Origin of the sequence: Nocardiopsis listeri, from assembly GCF_020741345.1 — a bacterium.
Lineage (GTDB): Bacteria > Actinomycetota > Actinomycetes > Streptosporangiales > Streptosporangiaceae > Nocardiopsis > Nocardiopsis listeri_A.
This window is the reverse complement of sequence record NZ_DYZD01000404.1, coordinates 1-14,049: the sequence shown is the minus strand read 5'-3', so window position 1 is coordinate 14,049 and position 14,049 is coordinate 1. Positions and strand designations below refer to the sequence as shown.

The 14,049-nt window shown below is 70.5% G+C and carries 12 protein-coding genes and 1 pseudogene; 6 read left to right on the top strand and 7 right to left on the bottom strand.

What is annotated here, in order from left to right:
* Positions 1-315, bottom strand: a 315-nt coding sequence (locus K8V84_RS21750; RefSeq protein ID WP_304078040.1) for a DUF2071 domain-containing protein, incomplete at its 3' end; no start/stop codon positions are given.
* A gap of 246 nt (positions 316-561) precedes the next feature.
* Here K8V84_RS21750 and K8V84_RS21745 point away from each other — a divergent pair.
* The 3 genes from K8V84_RS21745 to K8V84_RS21735 all read left to right on the top strand — a co-directional run bounded on the left by K8V84_RS21745 (position 562) and on the right by K8V84_RS21735 (position 3,405).
* Positions 562-1,461, top strand: coding sequence for a dihydrodipicolinate synthase family protein (locus tag K8V84_RS21745; RefSeq protein WP_304078038.1), 900 nt, complete (start codon positions 562-564; stop codon positions 1,459-1,461).
* A 195-nt stretch (positions 1,462-1,656) separates the two neighbouring features.
* On the top strand, positions 1,657-2,322 hold the full coding sequence (locus K8V84_RS21740; protein WP_304078036.1) for a C39 family peptidase: 666 nt from the start codon (positions 1,657-1,659) through the stop codon (positions 2,320-2,322).
* 210 nt (positions 2,323-2,532) lie between these two features.
* Entirely contained in the window at positions 2,533-3,405 is an 873-nt protein-coding gene (locus K8V84_RS21735; RefSeq protein WP_304078033.1) for a tetratricopeptide repeat protein, read from the top strand.
* A gap of 258 nt (positions 3,406-3,663) precedes the next feature.
* Here the strand turns inward: K8V84_RS21735 and K8V84_RS21730 are convergent, their stop codons facing one another.
* From K8V84_RS21730 to K8V84_RS21705, 6 genes are all read right to left on the bottom strand, one after another.
* Positions 3,664-6,213, bottom strand: a complete 2,550-nt coding sequence (locus tag K8V84_RS21730; RefSeq protein WP_304078030.1) for an MMPL family transporter — start codon at positions 6,211-6,213, stop codon at positions 3,664-3,666.
* 284 nt (positions 6,214-6,497) lie between these two features.
* Entirely contained in the window at positions 6,498-6,944 is a 447-nt protein-coding gene (locus tag K8V84_RS21725) for a GNAT family N-acetyltransferase (protein ID WP_304078028.1), read from the bottom strand.
* 130 nt (positions 6,945-7,074) lie between these two features.
* Positions 7,075-8,013 (bottom strand): VOC family protein, encoded by a 939-nt coding sequence (locus K8V84_RS21720; protein ID WP_304078026.1) that lies wholly within the window; start codon positions 8,011-8,013, stop codon positions 7,075-7,077.
* A gap of 326 nt (positions 8,014-8,339) precedes the next feature.
* The gene (locus K8V84_RS21715) at positions 8,340-9,260 is read right to left on the bottom strand and encodes an ornithine cyclodeaminase family protein (RefSeq protein WP_304078024.1); all 921 of its coding nucleotides are present in this window, start codon (positions 9,258-9,260) and stop codon (positions 8,340-8,342) included.
* Positions 9,257-10,600 (bottom strand): MFS transporter, encoded by a 1,344-nt coding sequence (locus K8V84_RS21710; protein WP_304078022.1) that lies wholly within the window; start codon positions 10,598-10,600, stop codon positions 9,257-9,259. Before K8V84_RS21710 ends, K8V84_RS21715 begins: the two co-directional genes overlap by 4 nt.
* 203 nt (positions 10,601-10,803) lie before the next feature.
* Positions 10,804-11,490: a GntR family transcriptional regulator gene (locus K8V84_RS21705; RefSeq protein ID WP_304078020.1), complete on the bottom strand. Its 687-nt coding sequence runs from the start codon at positions 11,488-11,490 to the stop codon at positions 10,804-10,806.
* A gap of 170 nt (positions 11,491-11,660) precedes the next feature.
* Here K8V84_RS21705 and K8V84_RS21700 point away from each other — a divergent pair, with 170 nt between their 5' ends.
* From K8V84_RS21700 to K8V84_RS21690, 3 genes and pseudogenes are all read left to right on the top strand, one after another.
* The gene (locus K8V84_RS21700; protein ID WP_304078018.1) at positions 11,661-12,278 is read left to right on the top strand and encodes a transcriptional regulator; all 618 of its coding nucleotides are present in this window, start codon (positions 11,661-11,663) and stop codon (positions 12,276-12,278) included.
* Complete coding sequence (locus K8V84_RS21695; protein WP_304078017.1) at positions 12,275-13,639, top strand: PEP/pyruvate-binding domain-containing protein; 1,365 nt, start codon at positions 12,275-12,277, stop codon at positions 13,637-13,639. The genes K8V84_RS21700 and K8V84_RS21695 overlap by 4 nt, the downstream gene beginning before the upstream one ends.
* 104 nt (positions 13,640-13,743) lie before the next feature.
* Positions 13,744-14,049, top strand: a pseudogene (locus tag K8V84_RS21690) (alpha-mannosidase); the annotation flags it as partial.

The window sequence follows — 14,049 nt, the reverse complement described above, 5'->3', positions numbered from 1 at the left end:
CGACCAGGTGTAGGGCAGGCCGGACAGGCTTCGCGCGGCCGCGACCATGGGTGCGGAGTCGGTGTCCATGCTCAGGAAGACCACGCCGCGCCGCCCATGCCGGTCCACGGAGTACAGGCGCACGTTGACCTCGTTGAACGCGCCGACGGGCACGCCGCCCAGTACGAGGGTGCTGGGGACACGGAAGGCCACCAGGCCCACGTAGGTCGATCCATCGATGGTGTCCGGGCGGACTCCGGAGGGCAACAGGTGCGCCACGGCCGAGGGTTCCACCCGCCAGTGCACGAAGGCGACGTCCACCCAGGCCTGTCGCATCGGCGCAGGGCCCGGCATGGGTGGGGGCAGACGGGAGCGGGCGTCCCAGGGGCGGAAAGGTGGGGGCCTCCTCATGTGGGACATCCTGCCCTGTGGAAGTGCCCGGATCCCGTGCAGGCCGGTCCCGGGCGTTTTCCGTGAGCAGGCCGGTGTCCCGGGCGGCCACTACGCAGGTAGACATGGGCCAGGGGGCGTTCGCCCCCGTTCACATGGATCCGCGCAGATGGATCCGTTCGAAGGAGTTCGATGAAGTTCACCGGCCTCAGTGCCTTCCCCCTCACTCCGTTCACCGCCGAGGGAACGGTCGATGAAGACGCCTTCATCGGTCTGGTCGACCGCCTGGTCGTGGCGGGGGTCGATTCCATCTCTCCGCTCGGCTCGACCGGTTCGTACGCCTACCTGAACCGGGAGGAACGCGCTCGGGTGGCCCGGTCGGCGGTCGAAGCTGCGGGCGACGTTCCGGTGATGGTGAGCATCGGGGCGGTGCGGAGCCGGGACGTGCTCGCCCACGCCGAGGACGCGCAGGCGGCGGGGGTGTCGGCGGTGCTGCTCGCACCGGTGTCCTACCAACCGCTCACCCCGGAGGACGTGTTCGGGTTGTACGAGGAGGTCACCCGGGAACTGTCGGTGCCGTTGGTGGTCTACGACAACCCCGGCACCACGCGTTTCACCTTCACAGACGAGTTGTACCGGGCGGTGGCGGAGCTTGCGGGGGTGGCATCGATCAAGATCCCCGGGGTGCCGGCCGATCCGGGGGCGGCGCGCGAGCGGGTGGGGAGCTTGCGGGCACTGCTGCCCGAGCAGGTGACCATCGGGGTCTCCGGCGACCCGTTCGCCGTGACCGGGCTGAACGCCGGGTGCGAGGCCTGGTACTCGGTGATCGGGGGAACCCTGCCGGAGGCGAGCCTGGCGATCGGCCGCGCCGCGGGTGAGGGTGAGGCGACGGGCGCGGTGGCGGCCTCGGAGCGGCTGCGGCCCCTGTGGGACCTGTTCGTCGAGCACGGAAGCCTGCGGGTGGTCGCCGTGGTCGCCGAACACCTGGGCCTGGTGCGCGGCCCGAGCCTGCCCTCCCCCATCCGTGGGCTGTCTGGAGAGGCACGGGCTCGGGTGGTCACCGTGGTGGAGGAGTTGGGCCTGGACGGCTAGGGGGCGCTTTCGGGGATCACTCGATGGTCGCCGTGGACGTGCGGTGTTCGGTCCGTGGACGACCTCCGACGCGCCACCGACCGGACCGATCACCCCGTTTGAACCTTTTGCTCGTGAAAAGGTACGGTCCCCGGATCATCACCCTCACGCGCGTCCGGCCCGGCCCCGTCGGGACTCGCCCGACGTGGAGACCCCTTGAGCAGAAGCCACCTGATCCTCGGCGCCTTCGTGACCGCCGGAGCACTCGTGTTCGGTACGGCACCCGCCGTGGCGGCACCGGTCGAGGCCACCACGACCTCGTCCGTCGGTGCACCGGCCGCCTCCTCGGTGGTGCCCCGGGCCCTGGCCGAGGCGGCGCCCGACCAGGCCGAGGTCACCCACAAGCCCTGGCGACAGAAGCGGCCGTCCTGGTGCTCCCCGACGAGCGTGCAGCTCAGCCTGCGCACCTTCGGGGTCAAGGTCACCCAGGACACGCTCGCCGAGCAGATGAACACCGACTCGGTGGGAACCGACGCCGCGGATCTGAACCGGGTCTACAACGGCTACCTGAACGACCTGGGCTACGAGATGAACCGTGTCGACGGCCGCGACCCCGAGGTGCTCATGGACGCCGTCGCCCACGACGTCGGGGTCCTGGGCAAGGCCGTCCCGATGGGGATCCGGGGCTCGCAGGCCTCGTGGATCGACACCGACTCGAACTTCGGGCACGTCGTCTCCGTGCGCGGTTACGACCGTGGCGCGGGCACCATCACCATCTGGGACCCCTCCGCCGACGGCTACGGCGGCCACCACGTCGTCTCCGTCGCCGACCTGGCGAAGGCGTCGCAGCAGAACGGCCTCGCCTTCGTGACGAAGCCCTGACCGAAAGCCGTTCGCCGGAGCGGTTCCCGGTGGGACCGGTGGTCCCGGTCCACTCGTGTCATCGCGTCGACCGGGCCGCTCGCGTTCCACCGCTTTCGGGAGGCCCGTTGGCACTGGCATAGGGTGTGGCGGCGGGTTCGCGCCGCATGCCGGCCCTCGGCCGTTCCCGCGGTCGGACAGGACGCGAAGGACACGGAACGAGGTGGCAGGGTGGCTCGCCGGTTCGGCGGACGCAGGAAGAAGAAGGCCGAGCCGGTGGAGGCCTCGGGCACCTCGTGTGCGGCCGAGTCCGCGGGGCCGGGACGGTCCGCCCAGGGCTCGGAGGGTTCGGGGGATTTCGAACCCTCGTCCGTGCCGCCGGACCGCTATGACGGGGCCGACGAACTGATGGGCCGGGCCCACGCCCACCTGGGTCAGGGCGAGGTCGCCCGGGCCGAGATCCTCTTCGACGCGGCCGCCGCCGAGTACCGCCGGGCCACCGAATCCCTGGGTACGGGTCGGGCCTCGGGCGAGGTCGTCCTGAAGATCGCCATGGCGTCGCGGATGCGTGGCAAGGCGCTCACCGAGCTGGGCCGTTTCGAGGACGCGGTCAACGCGGGGGCGGAGGCGCTCGCGCTGCTCCAGCAGTTCATCCCCGACCAGGACTTCGAGGCGCTGATCCGGGACGCCCCCGAGCTCGCCGACAACTACGCCTCGACCCTGGACGACGTGGTCGTCGCCCGGGTGAACGCCACGGTGCGGGCGGCGCAGGAGGAACGGGCCGACTCCGAGCTGTTGGAGGAGACCCTCCTACACGCGAACGCGGCCCTGACCGTGCGCAATCTCCTGCTCGACCGCGACGCGCCTCGAACCTGGCCCGGACTGGCCGGGGCACTGCTGTCCCTTGGACATCTGGAGATGCTGCTGGGCGATGGGGAGAAGGGGGTGCCTCGTGTGACCAGGGCGAACGCGATCCTGCTGAACGTGGACACCACCGATCCGCTCAAGCGCAGGGCGGCCGAGGCCCTGCGCGCGGCCGGAGGACTCTACCCGGAGATCCTGGAGAAGAACCCGGTGCCCACGGATCCACGCGAGGCCCTGTGAGCGTTCGCGGGCCCTGTCACCGATCATCGGCGGGCGTGCGGGTTGTCCACAGGCGGGTCGGTGTGGCCTGGCGCAGGGCGGGGCCGGCGTGGTCTGCTCGATATCGGGGGCACTTCGCCCCCGCCCGCTTCACCCTGCCCGGAACCTCGGCACTCGTGCACTGCTCCCTGTCCGCTCACGGATGAATCACGGCCTTCGTCCCGAATCCAGACGACATCGATGTTTCACGGGCACCGACGTGTCGGGGCCCGCGCACCTTCACTCCGGCCGCTCGCGCCCCCTCGTCGCGGTCCCGACGTCGTCGGAGCGAAGACGAGCACCTTCGATGTCGACGTCGGGCAGAACCCGGTCCAGCCACTTCGGTAGCCACCATGCCACCTTCCCGAAGAGGGCCATGACGGCCGGGACCAGCGTCATCCGGACCAGGAAGGCGTCCACCAGCACACCGACCGCCAGGGCGAAGGCGACCGGCTGGATGGTGGTGTTGTCACTGAAGACGAACGAGGCGAACACCGCGATCATGATGACGGCCGCGCACACCACGACGCGAGCACTGGCCCAGAACCCGGTCACGACGGCCCGGCGCGCGTCGCCCCCGTGCACGAAGTCCTCGCGCATCCGGCTGACCAGGAAGACCTCGTAGTCCATGGCCAGCCCGAACAGGGTGCCGATCAAAACGATGGGCAGGAACGACAGCAGCGTTTCGGTGGGGGTGACGCCCAACAGGTCGGCGCCGTAGCCCCACTGGAAGACCGCGACGGTGGTGCCCAGGGCCGCGCCCATGCTCAGCACGAAGCCCAGCGCGGCCTTGACCGGAACCAGGATGGAGCGGAAGACCAGCATCAGCAGGATCAGGGCCAGGCCCACCACGACGGTGAGGAAGAGGGGCATGGCCTCGAAGAGGCGTTCGGAGGTGTCGATGCTGGTCGCGGTCGCCCCCGTCACCGAGACCTCGGCTCCGGTGTCGTCCTCCCAGCCCGCCCGGGCGTCGCGGATCTCGTGCAGGAGGTCCTCGGTGGCCACCGCCGAGGGCCCCTCGTGCGGCACCGCCACGAGCATGGCGGTGTCCTCGTCGTCGTTGTAGAGCGGCGGCCGTACCTCGTCGACACCGTCGAGGCCCTCCAGGTCCTCGCGGATCCGGTCGGCGTCGTCGGTGTCCGGCGACTCCACCACCACCAGGAACTGGGCGTTGTACCCTTCCCCGAACTCGTCGGTGATGATGTCGTAGGCCCGGTGCTGGGTGCTGTCGGGGGCGCTGGACTCGTCGGTGGGCAGGCCAAGACGCATGCCCGGGAGCGGAAGCATGGTCAGGCCCAGCACGACCAGCACGGCGATGGTGATGGGCAGCGGGTGTCGGGTGACCACGTCGGCCCAGCGGGACCCCAGGGTCGACTCGGCGGTCAGGGCGCGTTCGGCACGCCTTCCCAGGACGGGCAGCCGACCCCTGTTCAGGTGTGCTCCGAGTAGGCCCAGGACGGCGGGGAGCAGGGTGAGCGCCACCAGGACGGCGAAGGCCACGGTCATGGCCGCGGCCACACCCATGACGGTCAGGAAGGGGATCCCCACGATGCCCAGGCCCAGGAGCGCGATCACGACCGTGATACCGGCGAAGGTGACGGCGCTGCCGGCGGTGCCGATGGCGCGGCCCGTGGATTCCTGAGGATCCATGCCGTCGGAGAGTTGCCGGCGGTGTCGAGCCAGCACGAACAGGCTGTAGTCGATGCCCACGGCCAGCCCCAACATCAACGCCAGGAGAGGGGCGGTGCTGGTGAGCTCCAGGACTCGGGAAAGCGCGTAGAGCAGCCCCATGCCGGCGCCGGCGCCCGCCAGCGCCATGAGGAGGGGGACGCCCGCCGCGACGATCGCCCCGAAATTGACCGCCAGGACGATCAGGGCGACCACCAGACCGACGCCCTCGCCTCCCTTGACACCGGCGACCTGTGCCGCGGTGATGGACTGTCCGCTGTACGCCACGGTGAGACCGGAGTCCTCGGCCTTGGTTCCGCTGTCGAGCAACTCGTCCACGACCCGGGGTGGCACGCCGCCGTCGGGTTCGGTGAACTGGACGGTGAGCAGCACCGTACTCTCGTCCTCCGAGACGACCGGAATCTGTTCCCAGACCTGTTCGTCGAGCCGTTCCTCGGCCTCGGTGGGCAGGTCGTCCTCGGTGATGGCGCGGTCGACCTCGGACTCCACCCTGGGGCGCACCTCGTCCTCGTCGAATGCGGGTGCCTGGGCCCGGACCTGTTCGCGCGCCTGTTCCTCGGCCTGTTCCAGAGCGTCGTCACGACCGGGCGCACCTTCGGGGAACCGTGTCTCCACGGAGGAGCGCGCCTGTTCGACCGCTTCGTCCTCGGCGTCGGACAGTTCGGAGTCGTACTCCGCGCGGGCCTGCTCCAGGCCTTCCTCCACCAGGGTGGAGCGCAGTTCGTCGCTCTCCAAGGCGGTTTCATGGCCCTGGTCGTGGAGGTCGAAGGGGTCGGTGACCGATTCGACTCCATCGAGGTCCTCGATGTGCGCGGCGGTCTCGCGCACGGCCTCCTCATAGGTGTGGGAGGTGACCTCCTCCCCCTCGGGTGCCTGGAGAACGACGGTGGCCTGGCCTCCGCTGCGTTCGGGAAAGCGTTCCTGGAGGGCGTCCACGGTGTCCTGGGATTCGGTACCCGGGATGGAGAAGGAGTCGGAGACGGGGGCCCGGAAGACGAACGCGGCCGTGCCCAGCGCCGCCACGAGCACCACCCAGGTCAGGACCACCCACCACCGGTGCCGGTAACAGAACTTACCCAGGTGGTACAGGAACGTGGCCATCTCGCTCGGTCTTCCGTGAGTGGGCGGTCCGGATGTGCGCGATCCGACCGCCGCCGACTTTCATCGCCTTCCGCGATGAAATACTCACACCACGTGATGACTTCCTGTGTTCCGTAGGGGGTGTGTCGCCCGAACACATCGCGGGGAGGCCGATGCGGGATCGATCGTTCGGGTTCTGGCCCACCCGAGGTTCGGGGCGGCGGCACGGGATGCTCCGAGCGCACCGGAAGGGAGTCGAGAGCGACCGGCCGAGTCGAGGCGGCCCGCTTTCGAGCGGCTCGTCATCAGGGACGCCATCGCAGGTGGACGTCGGGTTCGCGTTCCTCGTTGCGGGCGCCGTCGGTGCGTTCGACCTCGTCGAATCCGTGCCGGGCGTAAAAACGCAGAGCCGGGGCGTTGACCTGGAAACACCACAGGTCCAGCCCGTCGGGACGCCGTTCCTTGGCCAGATCGACGAACCGGTCCCCCAGACCGCGGCCACGGTGGTCGGGGTCCAGGTAGAGCTGATCGAGGTCGGCGCCGTCCAGCGCCATGACACCCACCGTCCGCCCGTCATGGGTCTGCGCCACCCAGGTCTCATGGCCTGGAACGACCACGGCCGCGAACCAGGCGCGCACCTCGTCGTCGGTGTGCGCCCGGGACACGGTGGGCAACGCGGCGTCGAAGGACCTCAGCCATACCTCGGCGGCCGTTCGGGCGTCGTGTCCGACCGCCCGGCGCAGTATCTCCATGCCGAAGATGATCCACGGCCCCGGCCTCGGACGCACCGGGTTTTCCCCACGCCTCCGGTCGAGGCCGGGGAGGTGTTCGGGGCCCCGCCTTCCGAGGGATGAGGAAGGCGGGGCCCGTTTCCGGTGCGGGTCAGGCCTTGAGAAGGTCCTCCACACCGGTGTCCGGAAGACTGATGGTGACCTGGGTGTCCCACGGGTCCTTGACCGAGACGGATCGGCCGTTGTCCGCGAAGCCGGTGCCCTTGTTCTTCAGGCGAACGATCAGCGAGTCGAGGTCCTCGCGGGCCGGCACCGTGACGGCGACGTCGCCCAGTCCCAGGCGCGAGGCGCGCGGTCCCACGCCCCGGCTGTTCCACGTGTTCATCGCGACGTGGTGGTGGTAGCCGCCGGCGGACGCGAACAGGGCACCGGGGTAGCTGCCCACGGTGGTCTCGAACCCGAGGGTGTCCACGTAGAAGTCGCGGGCCCGGTCGATGTCGCCGACCTGAAGGTGGACGTGGCCGACCTTGCCGGGCAGGCGGGGCGCGGCGTCCACGGTGGCCTGGTCCAGGTGTTCGCGCAGGAAGGCGTTGGGGTCCAGGTATTCGGTGGCCATGCGCAGCTCACCACCGGGGGCGTAGCTCCACTGGGAGCGCGGACGGTCGATGTAGAGCTCGATGCCGTTGCCCTCGGGGTCGGTGAAGTAGAAGGCCTCGCTCACGAGGTGGTCGGAGGAGCCGACGAAGCGGCTGCGGCTGTCCTGGGCGGCGCGGTGGACCGTGGCGGCCAGGCTCTGCCTGTCCTCGAAGAGGAAGGCGGTGTGGAACAGGCCGGCCTCGCGACGGTCGACGGCGGGCAGGTCCGGAGTGGAGATGAGCCGGACCATGGGGATGGCGCCGCGGCCCAGGACCCGGTGGACGTGGCGGCCGTTCGCGCGCTCCTCCACCGGTTCGAGGGCGAGGGCGTTCGCGTAGTAGGAGCTCATCAGTTCGAGGTCGCCCACGTGCAGGGTGACCGCGTCCATCGCGGTGTTCGGGTTGAGGACTCGCGCGATGTCGTTGTTCTGCCGGGTCGTCACGTTGGCGGCCATGACCTGGTTCCTTTCCACAGGGTCCGGGTGGTGCCTCGTCGCCCCACTCGCCTGGCCACAGCATACCTTCCCAGGAAGATATTATCCAGTCACTTGAGCTCTCAAATATTCGGCGACGGAGGAACCCCTTGGCACCAGGCGATTCCGAGCCCGGCACGGGCCCGCGACAGGAGGCCCAGACCGGGTCGCGCTCCATGAGAAGGGTCGCCTCGCGAAGGAGTTCGACGGTGTGGGCGTACCGGCGGCGGAACCCGCCGTCACACGCAGGGGCCCGCTGCGATGCCGAACAGCGTCGCGGCGGGCCCCTCGGCGCGATCGGACGAAGGTCAGTCGGTGGGCGCCACGCCCACGGCGACGGCCAGGTCCTGCCAGGACATACCCGAACCCTTGAACACGTTGGGCCGGTCGGTGCGGCGGGCGACCTCACCCCGCACCAGTGGGGCCAGTCCGACCAGATCGTCGGCGCTCAGGGCACCCTCCTCCACGGCGAGCACCACGTCACCGCACTCGCGCAGGGCGCTGCCGCGTTCCTCGACCACGACCTGGGCGCGTCCCATCAGGGCGGAGTCCAGTTCACGTCGATCGATCTCGTGCGAGCCCATCGCGATGACGCAGGCGCCGTCACGGACCAAGGAGCCGTCGAACAGCGGTTCGGCGCTGGAGGTGGCGCACACGACGATGTCGGCGTCGGCGACGTCGGCCGTGGTACCCGCCTCGGCGGTGATCCCGCGTTCGGCGAGCCCGGCCAGGGCGGCCTCCACCTTGTGCGGGGTGCGGCCGACCATGCGGACATCGCCCAGCCCTCTGATCCGAGCCATGGCGACGACGTGTTCCACCGCCTGGGGCCCACTGCCGAACACCACCAGACGGGAGGCGTCGGGGCCGGCGAGGTGATCGGCCGCGACCGCGGAGGTGGCCGGGGTGCGCAGCGAGGTCAGACTCACCCCGTCGACGAGCGTCCGCGGGGTGAGCGTCTTGGCGTCCATGAGCACGTAGACGGCCTGGATACGGGGCAGCCCCAGCGCGGGGTTGTCGGGTGCCACGGAGGCGACCTTGACGCCCACCCAGTCCCCCAGGGTCGAGGGCATGAGCAGAAGGTGCCCCGCCCCGGCGTCGGCGTGGGCGCGCGCCGGGTCGTCGGCCGGATCGAACCCCGCCTTCAGTGCCCCTTCGATGAGGGTGCGCGCGCGGTCGGGATCGATCCGGCGCCGGACCTCGTCACCGTCGACGAAGGGCAGGCCGTTCAAGACATCACCTCGGTTTCGTTGACGCCCTCGCGACGTGCGATGGCGGCGGTCTCCTTGCGCACGACCGATCCGGAGACGGCGACGGCGGTGAAGGAGATGACGGACAAGATCACCAGGTAGGTGGCGATGGGCCACCAGGCGCCGTCGAAGCGGGCGAGCAGCCAGGTGGCCAGCAGCGGCGCGGTACCGCCGGCGAGGGCGGCGCCGATCTGGTAGCCGAGCGTCACGCCGGTGTAGCGGACCCGGGTCGTGAAGATCTCGGAGGTGAGGGTGCCCAGGGTGGCGGTGACCGGAGGCCAGGCCACGCCGAGGGCGAGCACGACGGCCACGTACACGGCCCAGTTCATCTGCAGGTCGAGCAGCATGAAGAAGGGGACGGACACGGCGGCGATGATCACCGTGCCGCCGAGGTAGACCTTCGGGCGGCCGAGGGTGTCGGAGAGTCGGCCCATCAGCAGGATGACGATGGTGCTGACGAACGCGCCGGCGCTGACGGCGTTGAGCACCACGGACTGCTGGATGTCGAGGGTGCCGGTGGCGTAGCTGACCACGAAGGTGGCGAAAATGTAGAACGGCGCGGTCTCGACGACCTTGGCGCCCACGGCCACGAGGACGGAGCGCCAGTGGTCGCGCAGGGTGTCCTTGATGGGCAGTTTGGCGACGTTGCCGCTCTCCTTGGCCTCCCGGAAGGCGGGGGTCTCGGCCAGGCCCTTGCGGATCCACAGGCCGACGAAGACCAGGATGATGCTGGCGATGAAGGGGATGCGCCAGCCCCACGCCTCGAAGTGGTCGTTGGGGAGCATGCTGACCAGTCCGAACGCGATGGTGGACAGGAGCATGCCGATGGTGATGCCGGTCTGGGGCACCGAACCGAAGAAGCCTCGGCGGTCCTTGGGCGCGTACTCGTAGGCGAGCAGCAGGGCGCCGCCCCACTCGCCACCGATGGCCAGGCCCTGGATGACGCGGCACAGGATCAGCAGTATCGGGGCGAGCATGCCGACCTGGTCGTAGTTGGGCAGCAGACCGATGGCGACGGTCGCGCCGCCCATCAGCGACAAGGTGATGACCAGGGTCTTCTTCCGTCCGATGCGGTCGCCGATGTGGGAGAAGACGATGCCGCCGAACGGCCGGATGAAGAAGGTCAGGGACAGCGTCAGGTACGACAGCATCAACGAGATGACGGGGTCGTCGTTGGGGAAGAACTGCTTGTCGAAGATGAGCGCGGCGGCGGTGGCGTAGAGGAAGAAGTCGAACCACTCGATCGCGCTGCCACTGAGGCTGCCGATGAGCACACGGCGGTTCGTGGCCGGTCGGCCGACCGCGGACTGTGTGGGGGACACTCAGCACTCCTCGTGTCGTGGGCCACGTGATGTGGGCCTCATGATGCGAATACGTGCAACGTACAATTTTACGTTGCACATGACAAGACATCCGGGCGACGCGATCAAGCTGTGACCTGCGAGGAGTCCGTCACCCCGGGTCGCCCCGAGGTGACCTCGAAACGACCGCCAAGCCTGTGGGGGACGGGCTTGGCGAGCCGCGGTCAGCCCTCCTCGCGACCGGCCCACACCCCGCGCACGTGCCCCAGGTGCCGGCGCATCAAGGCCTCCGCCCCGGCCACGTCCCGCGCCTCGACCAGGTCGAGCAGGTCGTGGTGTTCCCGCGCGGTGGCGCCCAGGCGCCCCTCCTCGTACAACCGGCGCAGCGCGGACAGGCGCGCCATCCCGCGCAGTCGGCCCACTTCCTCGACCAGCCGCTGGTTCCCGGCGATGCCGAGCAGGCGCAGGTGGAAGGTGGTGTCGGTGGCGATGAACTCCTGCAGGTCCCCGGCCGCGGCGGTCTCGTTGAGCCGGTCGGCGAGCGGCCGGAGCAGGGCGACCTGTTCGGGCGTGGCCATCGCCGCGACCCGCCCGATCGTGGGCACCTCGATGAGCTCGCGCACCTCGATGATCTCGTCGAGGGTCACCTCGCCGAGCTCGACCACGCGGTACCCGCGGTGCCGGAGGGTCTCCACGAGCCCCTCCTTGGTCAGCTCCATCATGGCCTCGCGCACGGGGGTCGCCGAGACACCGAGACGTTCGGCCAGCGCGGGCGCCGAGTAGATCCGGCCGGGTTCGAGCTCACCGGCGACCATGGCCTGACGCAGCACCTCCGTCACCCGGGACCGAAGACTGCTGCTCTCGGCGAGCGATCCGATCACCGGCCGCTCGCGCGGCGCGTCGATGCTCATCTGGTGTTGTTCCTCCCCGCGCGGACTTGTGGCCTCCCAGGATGCCACGCCCTCCCACGCGCGCCGTCGTCGTGTGCGGCCGCCGTCCGACCTCGACCTACACTGGAGATGTTCACATCATCCCAATGGTGTCGACATTCGAACTTCATCGTCCGAGAGGGCCGATCCGCATGCCACCGGTGAGCACACCGCACGATCTACTCGTCCTGCACGGCCTGCGCGTCGTCGGGTTCTGCGGTATCGAACGCCTGGCCGAGGCCACCGGGCTGAACCACGACGACGTCGAGTCCGAGCTGATCGACCTGGCCGTGGCCGGCCTGGTCACACGCACGCCCGGGCCCTTCGGAGGCTGGGGCCCGACCGAGGCGGGCCGGATCTCCGACGCGAGGCGCATCGGCGCCGAACTCGATCGGACCGGCGCCCGCGCCCTGGCCGTCCGCACCCACGAGGCCTTCGAGGAACTCAATCCGGAGGCGCTCGACCTGTGCGGCGCCTGGCAACTGCGCTCCCTCGACGGGGTGGTCACCGCCAACGACCACGCCGACCCCGCCTACGACGCCCGGGTGCTGGCGGCCTTCGCCGACCTCGAACGGCGCACCGCCGACGTCTGCGCGGACCTGTCCCGTGCCCTGCCCCGGTTCGGGCGCTACCGGGTACGTCTGGCCGGAGCTTTGGAGCGGGCCCAGGCCGGTGGACTCGACCAGGTGGCCGACGCCACCGACTCCTTCCACACCGTGTGGTCGCAGTTGCACGAGGACCTGCTCGCCACCCTGGGGATCGCCCGATGAGCCCCGACCCGCGGTGGACGCGCCCGCTCACGGTGGACGAGAGGGGAACCCCCGAGTTGCTGGGCGCCAAGGCGCACGGGCTCATCGGCCTGATGCGGCTGGGGCTGCCGGTTCCGGCGGCCTTCGTCGTCACGACCGAGGGGTGCCGCGCCTATCTCGACTCCGGCGTGTTCCCCATGGGGCTGGACGCCGAAATCGACCTCGCCCTCGCCCGGTTGGAGTCCGTCACCGGCCGGACCTTCGGCGGTCCCGGACACGGGCTGAGGGTGTCGGTGCGCTCCGGGGCGAGCGTGTCCATGCCGGGGATGATGGACACCGTCCTCGGACTGGGCGCGGGTCCCGACCCCGGAGAGGAGCTGCGGGCGGCGATCCGCGCCGTGTTCGACTCCTGGCACACCCCGCGGGCCCGCACCTACCGGACCCTGCAAGGCATCCCGCACGACCTGGGCACCGCCGTCGTCGTGCAGGTCATGGTGGACGGAGACCGGGACGAACACAGCGGGTCGGGGGTGGCGTTCGGGCGCGACCCGAACTCCGGGGAGCCCGGCCCCTACGGCGAGGTGCTGTTCGGGAGTCGAGGGGACGCGGTGGTCTCCGGCGGTTCCCGCACCCGGCCCCTGGGCGAACTGGCCCACCGCGAACCGGGGGTGTGGGCCGACCTGACACGTGCGCTGACGCTCATCGAGAACGACCTGCGCGACGCCTGCTACGTGGAGTTGACCTTCGAGTCCGGCCGGCTGTGGCTGTTGCAGGCCCGGCCGGGCCGGTTCACGGGTGCGGCGGCCGTGCGTGTGGCGGTGGACCTGGTCGACGAGGGGACATCGACCAGGCGGGAGGCGCTGCTCCGCGTGGCGCCCGCGCACCTGGAGCGGGTACGGACCCCGCGCGTGGTGCTCGCACCCGACGTGGAACCGCTCGCCCGTGGAATCGGCGCGGTCCCCGGCGTGGTGACGGGCCGGGCTGCCACCACCTGCGCGGCGGCGGTCCGGATGGCGGCCCAGGGCCCGGTGGTGCTGGCGCGCCCGGAGACCTCGCCCATGGACATGAGCGGGTTGGCCGCGGCGGCCGGTGTGGTCACCGAACGAGGCGGGCCGGCCTCGCACGCGGCGGTCGTGGCGCGTTCCCTGGGCAGACCCGCCGTGGTCGGCGTCGGCGCGCACACGCTCACCGACGGGGACCTCGTCACGGTCGACGGCACCGCCGGCCTGGTGGTCGCGGGCCGCTCCGAGGTGACCGCCCAGGCCGCGATCCCCCATCTGAACAGGTTGTTGGCCTGGGCCGACGAGGTTTCCGGCGCAGGCCCCGACCTGCCCGAGATCGAACGGCTCCGCGCCGCGCACCGGGTTCTGGCTCGCCCCTGACCCGAAACTCTCCCCACACCACTTCGTCCAAAGCATTGACGAAGTGGTGTGGCGCCGGCAACGTACGCAGCACCTGCCAGGGGACGAGTGATCGGAGACCCACCGTGCATGACGACCGGCGGCTGATCGAGGCACGACTGGAACGGGCTCTGCGGGAAAGGGTGTGGCCCGCGGTGCATGGAACATCGGTCCCCTTGGAGGTGGCGCGTTGGGACGCGCCCGGGGAACCGGTGCCGGCGGCGGAGGGGATCGCCGCACCCCACGAACCCGCCGGGGTGGGTGACGCCTGGGGGCCGGCGTGGGGCACCACCTGGTTCCGGGTGCGCGGCCGGGTGCCCACCGAGTGGGCCGGCCGGAGGGTGGAGGCGGTGGTCGACCTCGGGTTCGACGTGGGCATGCCCGGCTTCCAG